This window comes from Chromohalobacter sp. 296-RDG (assembly GCF_029889885.1).
Classification (GTDB): Bacteria; Pseudomonadota; Gammaproteobacteria; order Pseudomonadales; family Halomonadaceae; genus Chromohalobacter.
In genome coordinates, this window is the sequence record NZ_JARANY010000014.1 from 57,687 (window position 1) to 73,239 (window position 15,553).

General features: G+C 59.0%; 20 protein-coding genes. 9 read left to right on the forward strand and 11 right to left on the reverse strand.

All coding sequences use genetic code 11. From position 1 onward, the window contains the following. Positions 1 to 13 precede the first annotated feature (13 nt). The 4 genes from OP495_RS07855 to OP495_RS07870 all read right to left on the reverse strand — a co-directional run bounded on the left by OP495_RS07855 (position 14) and on the right by OP495_RS07870 (position 3,502). Positions 14 to 856, reverse strand: coding sequence for a hypothetical protein (locus OP495_RS07855; RefSeq protein WP_280568392.1), 843 nt, complete (start codon positions 854 to 856; stop codon positions 14 to 16). Positions 857 to 1,124: 268 nt separating this feature from the next. Continuing rightward, complete coding sequence (locus tag OP495_RS07860; RefSeq protein ID WP_280568394.1) at positions 1,125 to 1,694, reverse strand: AfsA-related hotdog domain-containing protein; 570 nt, start codon at positions 1,692 to 1,694, stop codon at positions 1,125 to 1,127. Between the two features lie 30 nt (positions 1,695 to 1,724). Then, positions 1,725 to 2,336 (reverse strand): hypothetical protein, encoded by a 612-nt coding sequence (locus OP495_RS07865; protein WP_280568396.1) that lies wholly within the window; start codon positions 2,334 to 2,336, stop codon positions 1,725 to 1,727. 224 nt (positions 2,337 to 2,560) lie between these two features. Continuing rightward, positions 2,561 to 3,502, reverse strand: coding sequence for a LysR family transcriptional regulator (locus OP495_RS07870; RefSeq protein ID WP_280568399.1), 942 nt, complete (start codon positions 3,500 to 3,502; stop codon positions 2,561 to 2,563). Positions 3,503 to 3,549: 47 nt separating this feature from the next. Here OP495_RS07870 and OP495_RS07875 point away from each other — a divergent pair, with 47 nt between their 5' ends. Genes OP495_RS07875 through OP495_RS07885 form a run of 3 tightly spaced genes read left to right on the forward strand, consistent with a single transcriptional unit; the run spans position 3,550 to position 6,127 of the window. Beyond that, positions 3,550 to 4,533 (forward strand): aldo/keto reductase, encoded by a 984-nt coding sequence (locus OP495_RS07875; RefSeq protein ID WP_280568402.1) that lies wholly within the window; start codon positions 3,550 to 3,552, stop codon positions 4,531 to 4,533. Further along, positions 4,530 to 4,910 carry a carboxymuconolactone decarboxylase family protein gene (locus OP495_RS07880; RefSeq protein WP_280568404.1) on the forward strand — a complete coding sequence of 127 codons (381 nt, stop codon included), beginning with the start codon at positions 4,530 to 4,532 and terminating at the stop codon, positions 4,908 to 4,910. Before OP495_RS07875 ends, OP495_RS07880 begins: the two co-directional genes overlap by 4 nt. Before the next feature lie 29 nt (positions 4,911 to 4,939). Then, complete coding sequence (locus OP495_RS07885; protein ID WP_280568406.1) at positions 4,940 to 6,127, forward strand: MFS transporter; 1,188 nt, start codon at positions 4,940 to 4,942, stop codon at positions 6,125 to 6,127. 68 nt (positions 6,128 to 6,195) lie between these two features. Here OP495_RS07885 and OP495_RS07890 read toward each other — a convergent pair whose 3' ends face one another. The 3 genes from OP495_RS07890 to OP495_RS07900 form a co-directional block, all read right to left on the reverse strand. After that, positions 6,196 to 6,942, reverse strand: coding sequence for a DTW domain-containing protein (locus OP495_RS07890; protein WP_280568408.1), 747 nt, complete (start codon positions 6,940 to 6,942; stop codon positions 6,196 to 6,198). A gap of 55 nt (positions 6,943 to 6,997) precedes the next feature. Continuing rightward, complete coding sequence (locus OP495_RS07895) at positions 6,998 to 7,948, reverse strand: bile acid:sodium symporter family protein (RefSeq protein ID WP_280563869.1); 951 nt, start codon at positions 7,946 to 7,948, stop codon at positions 6,998 to 7,000. Between the two features lie 106 nt (positions 7,949 to 8,054). After that, positions 8,055 to 8,783, reverse strand: coding sequence for a Sir2 family NAD-dependent protein deacetylase (locus OP495_RS07900; RefSeq protein WP_280568409.1), 729 nt, complete (start codon positions 8,781 to 8,783; stop codon positions 8,055 to 8,057). Positions 8,784 to 8,884: 101 nt separating this feature from the next. Here OP495_RS07900 and OP495_RS07905 point away from each other — a divergent pair, with 101 nt between their 5' ends. The 5 genes from OP495_RS07905 (at position 8,885) to OP495_RS07925 (ending at position 12,497) form a co-directional block, all read left to right on the forward strand. Further along, positions 8,885 to 9,670 carry a pseudouridine synthase gene (locus OP495_RS07905; protein WP_280568412.1) on the forward strand — a complete coding sequence of 262 codons (786 nt, stop codon included), beginning with the start codon at positions 8,885 to 8,887 and terminating at the stop codon, positions 9,668 to 9,670. Positions 9,671 to 9,694: 24 nt separating this feature from the next. Next, positions 9,695 to 10,519 (forward strand): tRNA cyclic N6-threonylcarbamoyladenosine(37) synthase TcdA, encoded by an 825-nt coding sequence (tcdA, locus tag OP495_RS07910; protein ID WP_280568414.1) that lies wholly within the window; start codon positions 9,695 to 9,697, stop codon positions 10,517 to 10,519. Next, positions 10,516 to 10,746 (forward strand): DUF1653 domain-containing protein, encoded by a 231-nt coding sequence (locus OP495_RS07915; RefSeq protein ID WP_280563865.1) that lies wholly within the window; start codon positions 10,516 to 10,518, stop codon positions 10,744 to 10,746. The genes tcdA and OP495_RS07915 overlap by 4 nt, the downstream gene beginning before the upstream one ends. A gap of 146 nt (positions 10,747 to 10,892) precedes the next feature. Next, the gene (gene purE, locus OP495_RS07920) at positions 10,893 to 11,402 is read left to right on the forward strand and encodes a 5-(carboxyamino)imidazole ribonucleotide mutase (RefSeq protein ID WP_280563864.1); all 510 of its coding nucleotides are present in this window, start codon (positions 10,893 to 10,895) and stop codon (positions 11,400 to 11,402) included. Further along, entirely contained in the window at positions 11,403 to 12,497 is a 1,095-nt protein-coding gene (locus OP495_RS07925) for a 5-(carboxyamino)imidazole ribonucleotide synthase (protein WP_280568416.1), read from the forward strand. Positions 12,498 to 12,578: 81 nt separating this feature from the next. Here the strand turns inward: OP495_RS07925 and bfr are convergent, their stop codons facing one another. The 4 genes from bfr to OP495_RS07945 all read right to left on the reverse strand — a co-directional run bounded on the left by bfr (position 12,579) and on the right by OP495_RS07945 (position 14,787). Then, positions 12,579 to 13,058 (reverse strand): bacterioferritin, encoded by a 480-nt coding sequence (gene bfr / locus OP495_RS07930; RefSeq protein WP_280563862.1) that lies wholly within the window; start codon positions 13,056 to 13,058, stop codon positions 12,579 to 12,581. A 297-nt stretch (positions 13,059 to 13,355) separates the two neighbouring features. Further along, complete coding sequence (locus OP495_RS07935) at positions 13,356 to 13,559, reverse strand: (2Fe-2S)-binding protein (protein WP_280563861.1); 204 nt, start codon at positions 13,557 to 13,559, stop codon at positions 13,356 to 13,358. 195 nt (positions 13,560 to 13,754) lie between these two features. After that, entirely contained in the window at positions 13,755 to 14,192 is a 438-nt protein-coding gene (locus tag OP495_RS07940) for a type II toxin-antitoxin system YafO family toxin (RefSeq protein WP_280568418.1), read from the reverse strand. A gap of 7 nt (positions 14,193 to 14,199) precedes the next feature. Next, positions 14,200 to 14,787, reverse strand: coding sequence for a hypothetical protein (locus OP495_RS07945; protein ID WP_280568420.1), 588 nt, complete (start codon positions 14,785 to 14,787; stop codon positions 14,200 to 14,202). 274 nt (positions 14,788 to 15,061) lie between these two features. Here OP495_RS07945 and OP495_RS07950 point away from each other — a divergent pair. Beyond that, positions 15,062 to 15,553: 1-acyl-sn-glycerol-3-phosphate acyltransferase (locus OP495_RS07950; RefSeq protein WP_280568423.1), on the forward strand; the 492-nt coding region annotated here is incomplete at its 3' end.

The following is a 15,553-nucleotide window of genomic DNA, read 5'->3' on the forward strand; positions in this document are numbered from 1 at the left end:
TTTCCTCCCTAAGTCAGGCCTGAGTGATAAAGTCGTCGAACATTGGCTTGCGAAATTTAAGCTGGGCATGGATATCCCCGCCCAGTCCATAGCGACCAATCGCTCCCCCATGACTCATCTGATCGCTCATCCAAAGCACTACCACATTGACGATACGATTCGCGCCCGCGGTATCTGGTGATGGGAATGGGTTCGGCAGAACGACGTCGTACTGCCCAGTTCCCTGATAGTTGGTCACGAAGACATTGGGCACGCCCAGTGGGCCGGGGCGTGTTGGCCCAGAGGGGTTCAGGTCATGCTGACGCAGACTCATAATGGTATAGAGTGAGCATGGTAGTAGCCCTTCAAACAGGAAGGAAAAGCGAGCAACGCGCCGGTTCCCTACCAGCTCCACTGCGAGCTCACCTCGGGCACGTGTCCAATCTGCTAGGGTCACAGGGTCCTGCAATTGACGGCCATGTTCTGGTTTCAAGTCGGGAATCGGCGTCTTATGAAAAGCATAGCTCGGCCGTTTCTCCGAGTTTGCCTGGGGGTATTGCTCTGGTGCGAAGAGCATCGGGTAGTTGGTACACGGTAGAGGCAGAGGGAGTGTGTGTAGCACCTTACCAGCGATGTGGGCGGGTATAGGGTCATCGAAGCTTTCGACGATCTCGTAAGTTGCCATGCCACCGAAAGGCGGTACCTTACTGTTTGGTGAGACGATCGCACGGCCCCATTGGGTCTCGCACCCGCCTGCAGCTGTGGGATAGTTGATAGCCCCGATGACGATGAAGTTTCCGTCTCCGTCCATTACCTCACTGGGTGGATACAGGGGACCTTGCGTCGTCAGGTCGAGCTCGTAAGTCTTTTTTTTCATTCTGGCCCTCTCACGAATGGATCGGGACACAGTGTCCCGACCTGTTTCATTCACTGATCTCAATCCGCGACAAAGTTCGAGGACGGCTGTTGAAACTCGCTAAGGAATACCTTGACCGCGTCCCTGGCCAGAGCAGCCTCTCGCTTCGAGATGATTCGATTGGGATAGACCGTGAAAGAGATAGAAGATCGCGTACGTATCTCTCCTCCTTGAATGATATCGATTTCCACCGAGAATTTTTTGCGCCGGTCGTTAATGTCTTTCGAAACTACCCGGTAATCAATATGCGAGTGGAGTGGACTGGGAAAACGAATCCCATGAACTCAGTCGTCATGGAGTTGATGACGAAGTAGACACTATCCTCGCTCTCACCTTGAAAGAAGGCTTCAGTCACCGCCAGGAAAGCTTGGCGCGATGCCTCGACCAACACCATGCCCTGGACGTGCTGTCCAGTCTGGTGATCCCCCATCAGCTCGGAGTTCTCATCGATGCAGAGATCCATTCGAAAGCGATTTTCGTCCAGCTGATGTGGGGGGCCTATTAGCGTGCTGCGGGGGAGTCTCTTGTGGGATAGGCAAGTTTTGGCTGGGCGAGGACGAGATGCGAGTGCAGAAACGTCCCAGCGACTTGGTGAGGAGCACTGTGTATTGATTTTGGTGGTTAGTTCTTCTATATCATTATCTGAGAGTCCTAAACCCGGTATTAGCTTCAGTGCTCCGGGAAGAATATGCTCGGGAACCTCCAGCATAGCGCTGAGCTGGCTCACAGTTATGGCCTTCTCATCAAGAGTAAAATCGATAAACTTATCCGAAACAAGAATCAAAGTTTTGCAGGTCATGTGAATCTCCTAGAAGCTTTCCCATTTCCGCTAGGCGCCCAGGTGAGGTAGCGCCCGATAGGTCTTCGTGTAAAGCCCTTCTGAGCCGCCAGTGATATATCGAGCGCCAGCCTGCCGGACGATTTCACGATAACGATCCGAGGCAAACACCGCGTTGTAGCTTTCCGGGTCTACTGAAAACCCTGATATAAACATCACGCCGGGTTGTCCGCTGACTATTGAGTGATATGCTCGGAAGACTTGAACCTCGTCTGCACGACGCACTAAATCGAAGATCGTCTCTTCCCGCCACTGGCGATATCCGCCCATCGCTTCTGGCTTGACTTCGACATGTCGTAATTGAATGTAGGGGGTCTCCGGTAGAAGCGTGTCAATATCCTTTGGCGCTTCAACAAAACTCAGTAGCTCACGTCGCACGTCTCCGACGAGATTCTCTGCGACACTCTGCGCAACCGGCATGGTTTTGGCAGTCAAGGCGCTAAGTTCGAGCTTGCCTTCGAGTGCCCGAAGTTCTATCACTTCGGCTCCATCTAGTGAGACAAAGATACAAGATGCCTCGCCCCTGCCGAGCTTGGTGGCAAGTACTTCCGCCTGATCGGGTTTGACGGGATACCTGGAAATCAAAAGTGTTTGGGAAGGCATAGTTCTCTCCATGGCGAATCGTTTCAGCTAAGAGGGACACTCAACAAGAAGTGAATGCTTAAACTCTTCATTTCCGTCGAGTCGACAAGGACAGATTGCGGCTTTAAAAAAAGTCAGTCTTTAGCCAATTCTCTTAATTTGTTTTCCATAAATGGAAACCATGATGACTGACAGTCATATGCTGCCAAATCAAGGGGAGAAAGGACTGGGGAGGTTGGTGCCGATTACCCGCTCAACCGCTCGCGATTTCGGGCCACCAGATCCGTTAGGAAGTCGGCTAGTGCTCTGATGCGCCGCGATCTTGCAAGATCCGTCTGGATGACAAGATAGATTGGCTGGTCGACCCCAATGTCCGAGTCAACGCAGACTAACCCCGCATCGCGAGCGATGAAGTGAGGTAGCACCGCAAGCCCGAGCCCCGCCTTAGCTGCCGCCACCTGTGCGGCAAGTGAGGTGGTGGTCAGCGCTGGTGTGCGCCCACGCAGGATCCGCTCCACCCATTGAGCGGCCGGCAGGTACGACTGCATCTCACCCCAAGTGATAAAGATATCCGTGTCATAGTCACCCAGGTCGGGAGTAGCCTCGCGTCGTGACTCATAGTCAAGGCTGCAATAAAGCCCGTAGCCCAAGGTGCCGAGACGGCGTAGCGTGACATTGCCCCTTTCAGGCCGGACCATCCGCAACGCAAGATCGGCATCTCGTCGATGCAGGTTAGTGGTCGAGATGTCGGTCACAACTTCAACCAATAGCTCGGGGTATTGCGCACGAAACTCCGGGAGCGCCGGCAGTATCAACTCGGTAGCCAGATTTTCGGCCGTCGCCAGTCGTACTTGACCGCTCATCTGAGTTTGAAGGTCTGCCTCAGATGTAAAGGCTTGCGCAGCCGCTTCCAAGGCTTCCGCCTTCTCTATGAGATCGGCACCGTCCTCAGTTAACTGGTATCCCGATTGCTGACGCACGAAGAGTGGGAGCTTCAAGGCAGTTTCGAGTCGCTCGATACGCCGTGAGAGTGTCGCGATCCCTATTTTGAGCTGCGACGCAGCGGCGCTCAGAGTACCGCAGCGCGCTACGGCAAGAAATGCGCGGGTATCATCCCACACTAGGCCTCGAGGCATTTCTTTTCCGGTAATGGAAACCGTTTTGCCGGTATCGTTCGTATTTTTCATCTATGGATAGTGCCACGCTACCACTCCTGCACTCAAGGAGACACATCATGGAAAAACGAACGCTTGGCAACGACTTCTCGGTTTCAGCCATCGGCTTGGGATGCATGGGAATGAGCGAATTCTATGGGCCTCGAGATGACAGCGAATCGTTGCGCGTACTGGAGCGGGCTGTCGAGCTTGGTGTCGACTTTTTCGATACGGCAGACATGTATGGGCCGCATCACAACGAAGAACTTATCGGTAGTTTTCTGGCCCGCAGCAAGGCTCAGATTCGTATTGCGAGCAAGTTTGGCATTGTACGCAATCCTGGGGAATATAAGCGTAGCCTGGAAAACAGTACTGACTATGCACGCAAAGCTTGTGAGGCCTCGCTTCGCCGGCTAGGCATTGAGCAAATTGATCTTTATTACGTCCATCGCATCAATCCCGAAGAGCCAATCGAAGAAACAATGGGTGGGCTCGAACGACTTGTCCAGTCAGGGAAGATCGCCCGTATTGGCCTATGTGAGGTCAGCGCCGCAACGCTGCGTCGGGCTCATACGGTTCACCCGATTACTGCGGTACAGACAGAATATTCTCTATGGACCCGCGAAGTAGAGCGAGAAGTGCTACCCGCCTGTCGCGAGTTAGGCATCGGTTTCGTGCCCTATTCACCACTTGGTCGCGGGTTCCTGACCGGGCGGTTTCAGGATACTGCAGAGTTCAGCGAGGGTGACTTCCGCCCCAATCTGCCGCGTTTTACAGAAGGGGCGATTGACGCCAACCGCCGAATCGCTGATGTGATCGCCGAGGTGGCAGCACAGAAAGGCTGCAGCCCGGCGCAGCTTTCGCTGGCCTGGCTCTTGTCCAAGGGATCCGACATCGTGCCGATTCCCGGCACTAAGCAACTGCGCTATATCGAAGAGAATGTCGCCGCAGCGAACATCAGTCTTAGCACCGAAGAGCAACGTCAACTCGAAATGGCCACGGCATTACTGCCGGTGGTAGGCGAGCGCTATACCTTGGAAGGCATGAAAGGGGTGAATGTATGAGTGCTATGCCCTCTGATCGCCGCACACAAGCTTTGGCCCTACTCGAATGGCTCGAGCCCAGTGCACCTAAACGCGTTGCGGAAAACCTTGATGTGTTTCACGACGACGCGACCGAGATACTGCTGGGGTTCGCGTTTACTGACGTGGTGGCTCGTGAAGGGATATCACTGAAGACCCGGGAGATGCTCACCGTCTCCATGCTGGCTGCAATGGGGACGGCCCCGAGCCAGCTCGAGTTTCACATGCGAGCCGCATTGAATACCGGGGTAACTCGCGAGGAAATTGTCGAGATCGTTCTGCAAGTAGCGGTTTATGCGGGCATCCCTGCGTCGATGAATGCCATCACAGCGGCGAAATCCGCCTTTACCTCCGTCTAGTTCGGCGGCCAGAGAGAAAGGAGGTTGACATGTCTGCTCAAACAACAACCTGGCGCGACTGGGTTGCTGTAACAGCCCTTGGCGTCGGTAGCTTCACTATTGTTACCACGGAGTTGGCACCGATCGGGCTGCTCTCGAATATCGGGAGTGATCTCGGGGAGCCTGCCTCGCAGGCGGGTCTGATCGTGACTCTCTATGCCTGGATCGCTGTCGCTACAGCGCTGTTTTCTGCTGTCGTACTATCCCGCATACCGCGGCGTTCACTCCTAGTTGGCCTAATGTTGATTCTGGCGCTATCCAGTGGGGTTGCCGCTATAGCCGAGACATTCCCTGCACTCATGGGGGCGCGCGTGATTGGTGCGCTAGCACACGGTGCCTTTTGGGCAATGATCGGTACCATTGGCGCGCAGATCGTGCCTCCCCATCGCGTTGGCCTGGCCACGTCGATCATCTTCGGAGGTGTCTCAGCTGCCAGCGTCCTAGGCGTACCGCTAGCCAATCTGATAGGCACCCTCGACGGCTGGCGTGCCGCCTTTACTGCTGGCGCGGCCTTGTCCTTCGTCGTCGCTGTGGTGTGCTTCACCACCTTGCCTAAACTACCAGGAGTCGAAGGCGTCGGTGTCGCTGCCATGGGGCGCGTGCTGTCGAATCCACGTTTCCTAAGCATTTTTGCCGCCACTGCGCTTGCAGTTACCTCCCATTTCATGGCGTTCACATACATTGAGCCGTATCTTGCTTCGCAAAGCGATATCACTCCATCAGTGATCGCGCCACTACTCTTAGCATTTGGTGGTGCTGGATTGGTGGCCAATGTAGTGACCGGTAGCCTAATCGACCGCTGGCTCAAGTCAGTTCTGGTGGTAGCCCTCTGCCTGGCTTCGGCGGCTTTGTGGCTGCTGTCGTCGCTACCGGATGTAATGGGCACATGGGGTACAATAATAATGCTGATTTTTTGGGGGGGATCCATCGCCGCTGTTTTGGTAGGGCTTCAGACTTGGATTCTCAAGGAAGCTGGTGATGACGCTCTGCCAGCCTCTGCAATTTATGTCGCCATCTTTAATGCGGCGATAGGTCTTGGGGCGGTTCTTGGCTCTATCGTATTGTCTACGTCTGGACTCGATGAAATCTTTCTGTTTGCCGCCGTTGCGACAGCGCTAGGTACTGTCACTATCACACTGCTTACTGGGCCTGCGGCAACCCATGCCTCAGTGGAATAAATCAAGGGTGTGCGGGCGGCAACTTGGACTGCATCGACGAAAAGGTAAGCGAATTGCTGCACGTATGACTAACGCCGCTCGAGCAAACGCCGCATCGCGCCGGAAGGCGCTTCGACCTGGCGATCACGCCGACTGGAGGCGTAGTTCTCGTTGAACACCTCGAAGTAGTCGTCGAGGATCGCTGAGGCCTCAACGTCACCACTGAGGCGCAACAGCTCGGCGGCGACTTCGGCAGTACACAGATGCTCGCTGGAGGCCGACTTGCGCAGCCGGTAGCGCGTCTGTCGCGACGTCTTGAGTGGTAGCACCGGCAGCGAGGCCAGGTACTCGCTACGCCGGAAGATCCGCCGCGCCTGACGCCAGGTACCATCGAGAAGGATGAACACCGGTATGCGCGGCGTGGCCAGCACCTCATCGACCGCGTCGGGCCCTACCACGCGCTCGGTGTAGTCCGCCTGATCGTCGGGAAAGACGACGAACGGCGCGAAGCGGTCGTCGTCGAGCAGCGCCAGGAGCCGCGGGTCAGGCTCGGTGCGATACCAAGTAAAAACCTCAGTCTCGGGCAGGATATGGCTGATCAAACGACCGGTATTGGTCGGCTTGTAGTGCTCGATGGGATGCGTCAGCAGCCAGAAGTGCGCGCGACTCTCAGCCACCACACGATACGGACACAAGCAGTTGAGCGCCGGTAGCCGGCAGTCCGGGCAACGCGAGACGAAGCTACCGCGCGCATTGAACGGCTTGCGCGGCGCTTCGGGGTCATAACCGGTCGCCACCGTGGCTGAATCGGTCGGCGCATCGTGGGATTCATGCATGAGGCATCAGGCTGGGTCGAAAAGGCCGGGCATTCTAGCATGCCCGGCCGGGCGTTTATCCACGCGTCGTCGAGGCCGCAGGCGGCGCATTCGAAATGTGGCGGCGCTTCCAATAACCCGCCAGCAGCGAGCCGGAGACGTTGTGCCATACCGAGAACAGCGCCCCGGGCAGCGCCGAACTCGCAGTGAAGAACTGATTGGCCAGGGTCACCGCCAGCCCGGAGTTCTGCAGGCCGACCTCGAAGGCGATAGTGCGCGCGGTGCGTGTATCGAAGCGCAGCGCTCGCGACAGGCCGTACCCCGCCGCGAGGCCGATGCCGTTATGCGCAATGACCGCCAGCGCCACGATCGGCCCCAGCGTGCTCAACCGCCCGGCATTCAGTGCGACCACGATAGCGATGATCAAGACGATGGCCGCCATGGCCAGCGTGGCCAGGGCCGGTTCCACGCGCTGAATATGCGTCCCCAGCAGGTGATGGATCACCACACCCACCACGATGGGCGCGACTACCAACTGGGCAATGCTGATCAACATGCCCAGCACGGGCACGTCGATACTCTGGCCCAGCAGCAATAGCGTGATCAGCGGTGTGGCGACCACCGAGATCAGCGTCGAGACCATGGTCATCGACACCGAAAGCGCCACATGTCCGCCGGCCAGCCAGGTCATCACATTGGACGAAGTCCCGCCCGCCGTGGCGCCCACCAGCACCATGCCGATGGTCAATTCCGGCGACAGGCCGAGGACCCGCGACACCAGCAGCGCCGCCAGCGGCATGACCAGAAACTGCAGTATGACGCCCACGGCGATGGGCTTGGGCGACTTCACCACGCGCGCGAAATCACCCTTGGCGAGCGTCAGCCCCATGGCGAACATGATGATCACCAGCAGCGTCTTGATATAATCGGCCAGGCCAGTGAAAAGCTCCGGCACGAAGGCGGCAATGGCGGCCAGCAAGATGGCCCAGACGGGAAATAGACGATTGATACGTTCGAAGATTGGCATGTGCGTGTCCTAGCGTGTCGCGTCGGTACTTTATGCACCTTTTTATGTATGAAAGATGAAGCACGTAGTGTGCCGTAAAACGTGGCACAGGCGAAGTGCATCGACTTCAGGCCCAGTCCGGCACCCATAGGCTATCCACTTGTCGCCAGTGTTCGACCAGCGGCGGCACGCCTTGGCTTGCCGGTTGCGCAATGGCGCGTACGCCGCGGGGCGCGAGCGACTCGGCCTGAGGGTCGACGAGCAGGCACGGCGCCTCGATTGGCGCTTGATCGAGCAGCATCGCCGCCGGCATCACCGCCAACGAGGTGCCCACCACCAGCACGAAATCCGCTTCGGCAACGACATCGCAGGCCTGGGCATAACCCGGCACCGGCTCGCCGAACCACACCACGTCCGGGCGCAATTGGCTGCCCTTGTCGCATAACTCTCCCATGCGGATGCCCTGCCGCCCCACCGGGTAGCGCAAGCTGGCATCGGCACTCGAGCGCGCCATGAGGATCTCGCCATGCAGGTGCAATACATCGCGCGACCCCGCCCGCTCGTGCAGATCGTCGATATTCTGGGTGATGACGCTGACGCGAAATCCGGCCCGTTCGAGTTCGGCCAGCGCGTGATGCGCGGCGTTGGGCGATGCCTGGCGGGTCTGCTCGCGGCGCTCGTCGTAGAAGCGCAGGACGCTTTCGGGATCACGCTCGAAGGCCTCGGGCGTGGCGACATCCTGCAGACGATGGTTTTCCCACAGGCCATCGCCGTCGCGGAACGTCTTGAGGCCGCTCTCAGCGCTGATGCCCGCCCCGGTGAGGACGACGAGATGCGGTGCCTGATGCTCGCTCATGCCTGCCTCCTGATGTGGTTGCGTCGACTTCGTCATCGGCTGTACATCCTACGTGGCAACGTCGACAATAGGCGCCCTTCGAGCGAGCCGAAGGCCCCTTCATGACGTTGGAATTGCCCGTACTCTATCAGGATGAGCGCATGGTTGCCGTGCATAAGCCCTCGGGCATGCTCGTCCACCGCAGCGCGATCGCCGCCGATGCGCAGGTATTCGCCCTGCAAACTCTGCGCAATCAGCTCGGGCGCCATGTCTATCCGGTACACCGGCTCGACCGACCGACCTCGGGGCTTTTGCTCTTCGCGCTGGACGCGGAAATGGCCAAGGCGCTGGGCGAGGAATTCACCACACACCGCGTGCACAAGCGCTACCTGGCGGTGGTCCGCGGCGTCGGCCCGGAGCAAGACGTGCTCGATTACGGCCTGCGCGAGGAAGACGGCAAACGTCCCAAGTCGGAAATGCCCGAACTGGCCGCCTGGACCGCCGTGCACCGCCTGGACAGCGTCGAATTGCCGGTACGCATCGACCGTTATCCCCAAGTGCGCTATTCCTTGATGGAGGCCCAGCCCTGGACCGGCCGGCGGCATCAGATTCGCCGCCACCTTTCACGGCGCGGCTACCCGATCATCGGTGACGCCAAGCATGGCAAGGGCGCCCACAATCGCTTCTTCCGCGATCATCTGGAAAGCCCGCGCCTGTTGCTGGCGGCCGTAGGCATGACGCTCTGGCACCCCGAGCACCAGCGCACGCTACACATCGACGCGCCCCTGGCCGATGACATGCGCACGCTGTTCGCGCGCTTCGGCTGGCAGGGCCACGCCCCGGCGACGCGTGTCGGCTGGCACGAGACGCGCCCTGTTTCGCTATGGCCCGCCGGCCACGACCGGTAACGCCCGGTAACGAGGAAAGATCACATGCACGACGATTACGATTTCCGCTTCGGGGGCATTCGCCGCCTCTACGGCACCCGCGCCGCGATCTTTTTCCGCCACGCTCATGTGGTCGTCATCGGCGTGGGCGGCGTGGGCAGTTGGGCTGCCGAGGCGCTGGCCCGCGCCGGCATCGGTACCCTGACGTTCATCGATCTCGACGATGTCTGCGTGTCCAACGTCAACCGCCAGTTGCACGCGCTGGACGGCACCATCGGGCGCCCCAAGGTCGAGGTGATGGCAGAGCGCTGCCGCGCCATTCAGCCGGGCATCAAGGTGCACGCGGACACCGCCTTCGTAACGCCGACCAATCTCGCCGAGCGCCTGCCCGAGGACGCCGACCACGTCATCGACGCCATCGACAGCGTCATCGCCAAGAGCGCGTTGATCGCCTGGTGCAAGCGCCGCAAAATCGGCCTGAGCGTCACCGGCGCGGCGGGCGGCCAGACCGACCCTACGCGGATCCGCGTCGCCGACCTGACGCGCACCGAACACGACCCGCTACTGGCCAAGGTACGCGCGCGCCTGCGGCGGGATTTCGGCTTCTCGCGCAATCCCAAGCGACGCTTCAGCGTCGAATGCGTCTACTCCGACGAGCAGCTCGTCTATCCCGACGCCGATGGCGAAGTCTGCCAGCAAAAACCCGGCAATGGCGAGCCCACGCGCCTCGACTGCGCCAGCGGCGTCGGCGCCGCCACCTTCGTCACCGGCACCTTCGGCTTCGTGGCCGCCTCGCGCACGCTCGCGCGCCTCGCCGCCAAGGCCGAGCACGAACCGGCCGATCCTCACGTCACGGAGACATCCACATGAGCCACGAGACACGCCCGGTTCCCGGCATCTATCGTCACTACAAGGGCGCCAGCTATGAAGTGCTGGGCGTCGCGCAGCACAGCGAAACCGAGGAATCGCTGGTGGTCTATCGCGCGCTATACGGTGACTACGGCCTCTGGGTGCGCCCCTTGACGATGTTCTGCGAGACCGTCGAGGTCGCCGGCGAGCCAGTGCCGCGCTTCGAGCTCGAGGCCGCCTTCCGTTGAGCGGCGTACGCCGAGCAAAATGAGCACCTCGAGATACGTACGTTGAAATAAGCACGTCGCTGCCCCACGCGGCCTGCGATGCTACAATGCCGCGCTTCTCGTTTCGCGACGCCATGACGTTGCCACACATCCGAAGGAGAGAACGCATGAGCGCACTGGTTGGTGTCATCATGGGCTCGGAGTCCGACTGGGCGACCCTGTGCCACACCGTCGACACGCTCGAGGCACTGGGCATTGAGCACGAGGTCAAGGTCGTCTCTGCCCACCGCACGCCGGACTTGCTGTTCGACTACGCCGCCGGTGCCGCCGAGCGCGGGCTGGAAGTCATCATCGCCGGGGCCGGCGGTGCCGCGCATCTTCCCGGCATGGCCGCCGCCAAGACGCCCCTGCCGGTGCTTGGCGTGCCCGTGCAGTCGAGCATGCTCAGCGGCGTCGACTCGCTGCTCTCTATCGTCCAGATGCCTGCCGGCATTCCCACCGGTACCCTGGCCATCGGCCGTGCCGGCGCTATCAACGCGGCACTACTGGCCGCCGCCATGCTGGGCAACAAGTATCCGGATATTCGTCAGGCGCTTGAGACTTATCGCGACGCACAGACACAAAAGGTGCTCGACGCGCCCGATCCGCGTCCCACCGACGACACGCAGGAGGCATGAATGAATATCGGTATCGTGGGCGGCGGCCAACTGGGTCGAATGCTGGCACAAGCGGGCGCACCGCTGGACATGCGCTTCACCTTTCTCGATCCGTCGACCCAAGCCTGCGCCGCCATCCACGGCGTCCATATCTGCGCTGAGTGGGAAGACGATGAGGCGCATCAGGCGCTGATCGAAGCCAGCGACGTCATCACCTTCGAGTTCGAGAACGTCTCGACGATGGCGCTGACGCAGCTCGCCGAGCAGCGCCCTGCCTTTCCCCCGGCCAAGGCGCTGGAAACGGCGCGTGACCGTGGCGCCGAGAAATCGCTGTTCCAGTCACTGGATATCGCCATCGCGCCCATCGCGTTGATCGAGAACCAGACCGACCTGGACCGTGCGGTAGCCGAGATCGGCCTGCCGGCGGTGCTCAAGACCCGCACGCTCGGCTACGACGGCAAGGGCCAGAAGGTATTGCGCAATGCCGAGGACGTGCCCGGTAGCGTCGCCGCACTAGGCGATGTGCCGCTGATCATGGAAGGCTTCGTCGACTTCGATCATGAAGTCTCGGCCATCGCCGTGCGCGGCCGCGACGGCGAGGTGCGGGTCTGGCCGCTGTCGCGCAACGAGCATCGCCAGGGCATTCTGCATCGCACCGAGCCGCAGCCCGATCACCCACTGCAGGCCAAAGCCACCGATTACGCCACGCGTGTGCTCAAGGCGCTGGATTACGTCGGCGTCATGGCCTTCGAGTTCTTCGTCACCCGCGACGGCGAACTACTGGCCAATGAAATCGCCCCGCGCGTGCACAACTCCGGGCACTGGAGCATCGAAGGCGCGACGACCAGCCAGTTCGAGAACCACCTGCGCGCCATCTCTGGTTTGCCACTGGGCGAGGCTACACGACTCGTGCCCTGCGCCATGCTCAATATCATCGGCGCCTTGCCCGATCGCAACGCCGTGCTCAGCGTCGCCGGTGCGCACCTGCACGACTACCACAAGGCGCCCCGCCCCGGCCGCAAGATCGGCCATGTCACGGTCCTCGCCCCAGACGCGGCCACGCTAGCCGAACGCACCGCCGACGTCGAAGCGCTACTGGTCAACGACCTGGGCTGAGCCCCCACCTCGCGCCATCCGCCGTAACGTAAGATGCCCGCCAATCGGCGGGCATCAGGTATCGGCATGGCAGCGACGCGATCACTCGTCGTCGGCGTTCATCTGCTGCTGCAGGTAATTCTGGATACCCACCTTGTCGATCAGGCCGAGTTCGGTCTCGATCGTGTCGATGTGCTCTTCCTCGTCATTGAGGATACGACGGAACAGATCACGGCTGACGTAGTCGCGCACTTCTTCACAGTAGGCGATGGCGTCGACCAGGTCCTGCCAGCCCGTCTTCTCGATGGCGAGGTCGCACTCGAGCATTTCCTTGGTGTTCTCGCCGATGTGCAGCTTGCCCAGATCCTGCAGGTTGGGAATGCCCTCGAGGAACAGGATGCGCTCGATCAACTCATCGGCATGACGCATCTCTTCGATGGATTCGTCGTATTCCCACTTGCCGAGCTTGGCCAGCCCCCAATCCTTGTACATCTTGGCATGCAAGAAGTACTGGTTGATCGCCACCAACTCGTTGCCCAATGCGGTATTGAGGTACTGAACGACCTTGGTATCACCTTTCATCGTCACGTCTCCCTGAAGATCCATTTAGTTTTAAAGCAATGATGACCAACCAATCGTAACCCAGCCACCCCTGCCATGGAATATAGGGAGTATCGACTATTTCGCCGAAAAAGTCGAATTAAGACAAGATCTTGCCGTGAAAAGGCCGCATTTGTGAAGGATTGGAAATAACAGGCGAGAACGATTGCCACTCCGCCTGCGCCAAGCGCCAGATACTAAAACGCCGCTATCCAATGGGATAGCGGCGTTTGGCGATGATGTTCGATATGCAGCGGCGCGTGGTTAAGCGATGCCATCCTAGACGGCGTAGGCCAGATCCGCACTCGGCATCATTTCCTGGGTGATGGCATCACGCGTGATGGCCTTGGCCGTACAGGCACAACGACCGCACTGAGTCGCACACTCGGTGCGCTCGCGCACTTCATCCCAACTACGCGCGCCGTCTTCAACGGCCTCGCGAATGGCATTATCGGTCACGCCTCGGCATATGCACACGTACATTCCATCACCTCGCTGATCGCTCTGATAGGGAATGTAAATGATTCGCATAAAGACTTTCAACCCCCAATCACTCTCTTTTCGCTCAGCGGAGGCTCGACTTTAGTGGCATATCGCCAGCAAGCAAACGTAAGGGCTTGATGTCGTGGCACAATCGGGCAGGTGGAGCGATAACGAAAGATTAGCTACTAAACAGCATCAATAGCGATCACGGAAGTCTCTCGCCATGTCGGCAATCCAGAGCATCCGCTGCTCGTTCTCGGCCTTTTCGTGCGCATATGGATAAAGCATGGCCAGCAGACAGTATTCATCCTCCTCGATCAGGCCCTGGACATAGACCAGAGAGGCATCCCTTTCCGGCTCCTGCCTGTTGCACACCATGCGACGCTGCTCAATGTGAGCGGGGAATCCTGCTCGTGGCGGCATACAGATATGGATATGCCAAATGTTCAAGCCGCGCAAGGATGGAGGCCGAGTATACAGATCGAACTTGCCAAAGCGGGGAGGCCGGTAATCGAAGAACGACTCGACGCAGGTTTTGAAATCATCCACCAGAGCCTGCTTCAGCCCAGGATGCTGAGAGTCCACTTGGTCGAACAGATATTCGCTTTGCGCATGGAAATGGACGTTGGCCATAACGCCCTTATGAAAAGCGCTTAGTCAGCTCGGTCTCGAAACGATCGGCAAGCACCTTCATCGCTTCACCACTGGCGGCGCCCTCAACTACCTGGGGCTTGTTGGTAGTCTGCTTGGCCAGAAGGGTTGCGCTGGATGCAGCGGAACGCGCCTTCGCGGTATTCCGTTGGAGATCCATGATGCCCATTTCTGTTGCCTCATCGCGCCCCACTATGGCGATGGTGCGCCTGAGCATAGTTTCTTGGGCACGCAAAGCATCCACTAGGCCTTGGTAAGCCTCTGGGTCGACCACGGCATCATCGGGCATCTGAGAGAGGCGAACGCACTCGTTCTGGAATATCTGAGCCAGGTGGCGAGCACGACGGTTGGCGCGCACAATTTCACTCAGAATATGCTCCCGCTCAGCGCGGCGGCTTTCTTGCTTCTGGGCTGACGGCACCTGATGAACCGAATAGTGGACAACCTCAGTCGATGCTACGCCAACACCCGACGACAACGCGCCGAACATGCTGATCGCAAAGCCGATTGACGATTTGAGGTTCACGGTATTCATCACAAATGCCTCCGCAAAAGCCTGACAAGGCACTTCTTGCATCAGACTAGCACGCTAGGAGAGTGTTGCATTTTGCCCAAACGGCAAGAGACGCGAAGCTTACTCCCGCTATCGGCACTGTGCAAGATAGCTTTAGTGTGCTAAACGCTGCACGCCTTGCCTGGCGCAATCTAGGAAAGGGCCGTAAACCCCAGGCGATCCCGAGAGGCAACGCAGCTATGCCAGCATCAGCTCGTCAGCGGCTTTCTACGGCCTCAACCCCGAAAATCAGCAGCGCGGTATGATTTAAACTCAGAATCAGAAGGGTCAATCACGGATGACAGCCAACAAACAACCCAACAGCGTCGATGTCAAACCTTCGCTAATGCAAAGAGTAGCTTCACGATTGTTGCGCATGGCTGGCTGGAATATTCACCCTTTTCCGGACACTCCAAAAGCCATGGTCGTCGCCGGGCCGCACACATCGAACTGGGACGGTGTTCTGGGGCTAGCCTGTGGCATTGCGCTAGGACTTGATGCCCGCTTCATGATCAAGCACACCCTGTTCAAAGGCCCCTTCGGTTGGCTTTTGCGTAAACTTGGAGCCATTCCGGTAGATCGTACGCAAGCTGGCGGTGTCGTCGAACAAGCCGTTGAGCAGTTCAAAACAGATGACCATATGGCAATTGTGGTTACCCCAGAGGGAACACGGAAGAGCGCCAAGAAGTGGAAAACCGGTTTTCACCACATTGCACGACAAGCCGGCGTACCGATAGTTCTGGCAGTGGCCGATTATCGTAAAAAGCAGCTCACTTTCCCTATCATCCTG

Coding starts and splice junctions, on each gene's coding strand:
- OP495_RS07940 (WP_280568418.1), bottom strand. CDS start 14,192: ATGGCCAACGTCCATTTCCATGCGCAAAGCGAATATCTGTTCGACCAA.
- OP495_RS07880 (WP_280568404.1), top strand. CDS start 4,530: ATGAGTGCTATGCCCTCTGATCGCCGCACACAAGCTTTGGCCCTACTC.
- OP495_RS07935 (WP_280563861.1), bottom strand. CDS start 13,559: ATGTACGTGTGCATATGCCGAGGCGTGACCGATAATGCCATTCGCGAG.
- OP495_RS07900 (WP_280568409.1), bottom strand. CDS start 8,783: ATGAGCGAGCATCAGGCACCGCATCTCGTCGTCCTCACCGGGGCGGGC.
- OP495_RS07865 (WP_280568396.1), bottom strand. CDS start 2,336: ATGCCTTCCCAAACACTTTTGATTTCCAGGTATCCCGTCAAACCCGAT.
- OP495_RS07870 (WP_280568399.1), bottom strand. CDS start 3,502: ATGAAAAATACGAACGATACCGGCAAAACGGTTTCCATTACCGGAAAA.
- OP495_RS07875 (WP_280568402.1), top strand. CDS start 3,550: ATGGAAAAACGAACGCTTGGCAACGACTTCTCGGTTTCAGCCATCGGC.
- OP495_RS07925 (WP_280568416.1), top strand. CDS start 11,403: ATGAATATCGGTATCGTGGGCGGCGGCCAACTGGGTCGAATGCTGGCA.
- bfr (WP_280563862.1), bottom strand. CDS start 13,058: ATGAAAGGTGATACCAAGGTCGTTCAGTACCTCAATACCGCATTGGGC.
- tcdA (WP_280568414.1), top strand. CDS start 9,695: ATGCACGACGATTACGATTTCCGCTTCGGGGGCATTCGCCGCCTCTAC.
- OP495_RS07890 (WP_280568408.1), bottom strand. CDS start 6,942: ATGCATGAATCCCACGATGCGCCGACCGATTCAGCCACGGTGGCGACC.
- OP495_RS07885 (WP_280568406.1), top strand. CDS start 4,940: ATGTCTGCTCAAACAACAACCTGGCGCGACTGGGTTGCTGTAACAGCC.
- OP495_RS07945 (WP_280568420.1), bottom strand. CDS start 14,787: ATGCAAGAAGTGCCTTGTCAGGCTTTTGCGGAGGCATTTGTGATGAAT.
- OP495_RS07860 (WP_280568394.1), bottom strand. CDS start 1,694: ATGACCTGCAAAACTTTGATTCTTGTTTCGGATAAGTTTATCGATTTT.
- OP495_RS07895 (WP_280563869.1), bottom strand. CDS start 7,948: ATGCCAATCTTCGAACGTATCAATCGTCTATTTCCCGTCTGGGCCATC.
- OP495_RS07905 (WP_280568412.1), top strand. CDS start 8,885: ATGACGTTGGAATTGCCCGTACTCTATCAGGATGAGCGCATGGTTGCC.
- purE (WP_280563864.1), top strand. CDS start 10,893: ATGAGCGCACTGGTTGGTGTCATCATGGGCTCGGAGTCCGACTGGGCG.
- OP495_RS07915 (WP_280563865.1), top strand. CDS start 10,516: ATGAGCCACGAGACACGCCCGGTTCCCGGCATCTATCGTCACTACAAG.
- OP495_RS07855 (WP_280568392.1), bottom strand. CDS start 856: ATGAAAAAAAAGACTTACGAGCTCGACCTGACGACGCAAGGTCCCCTG.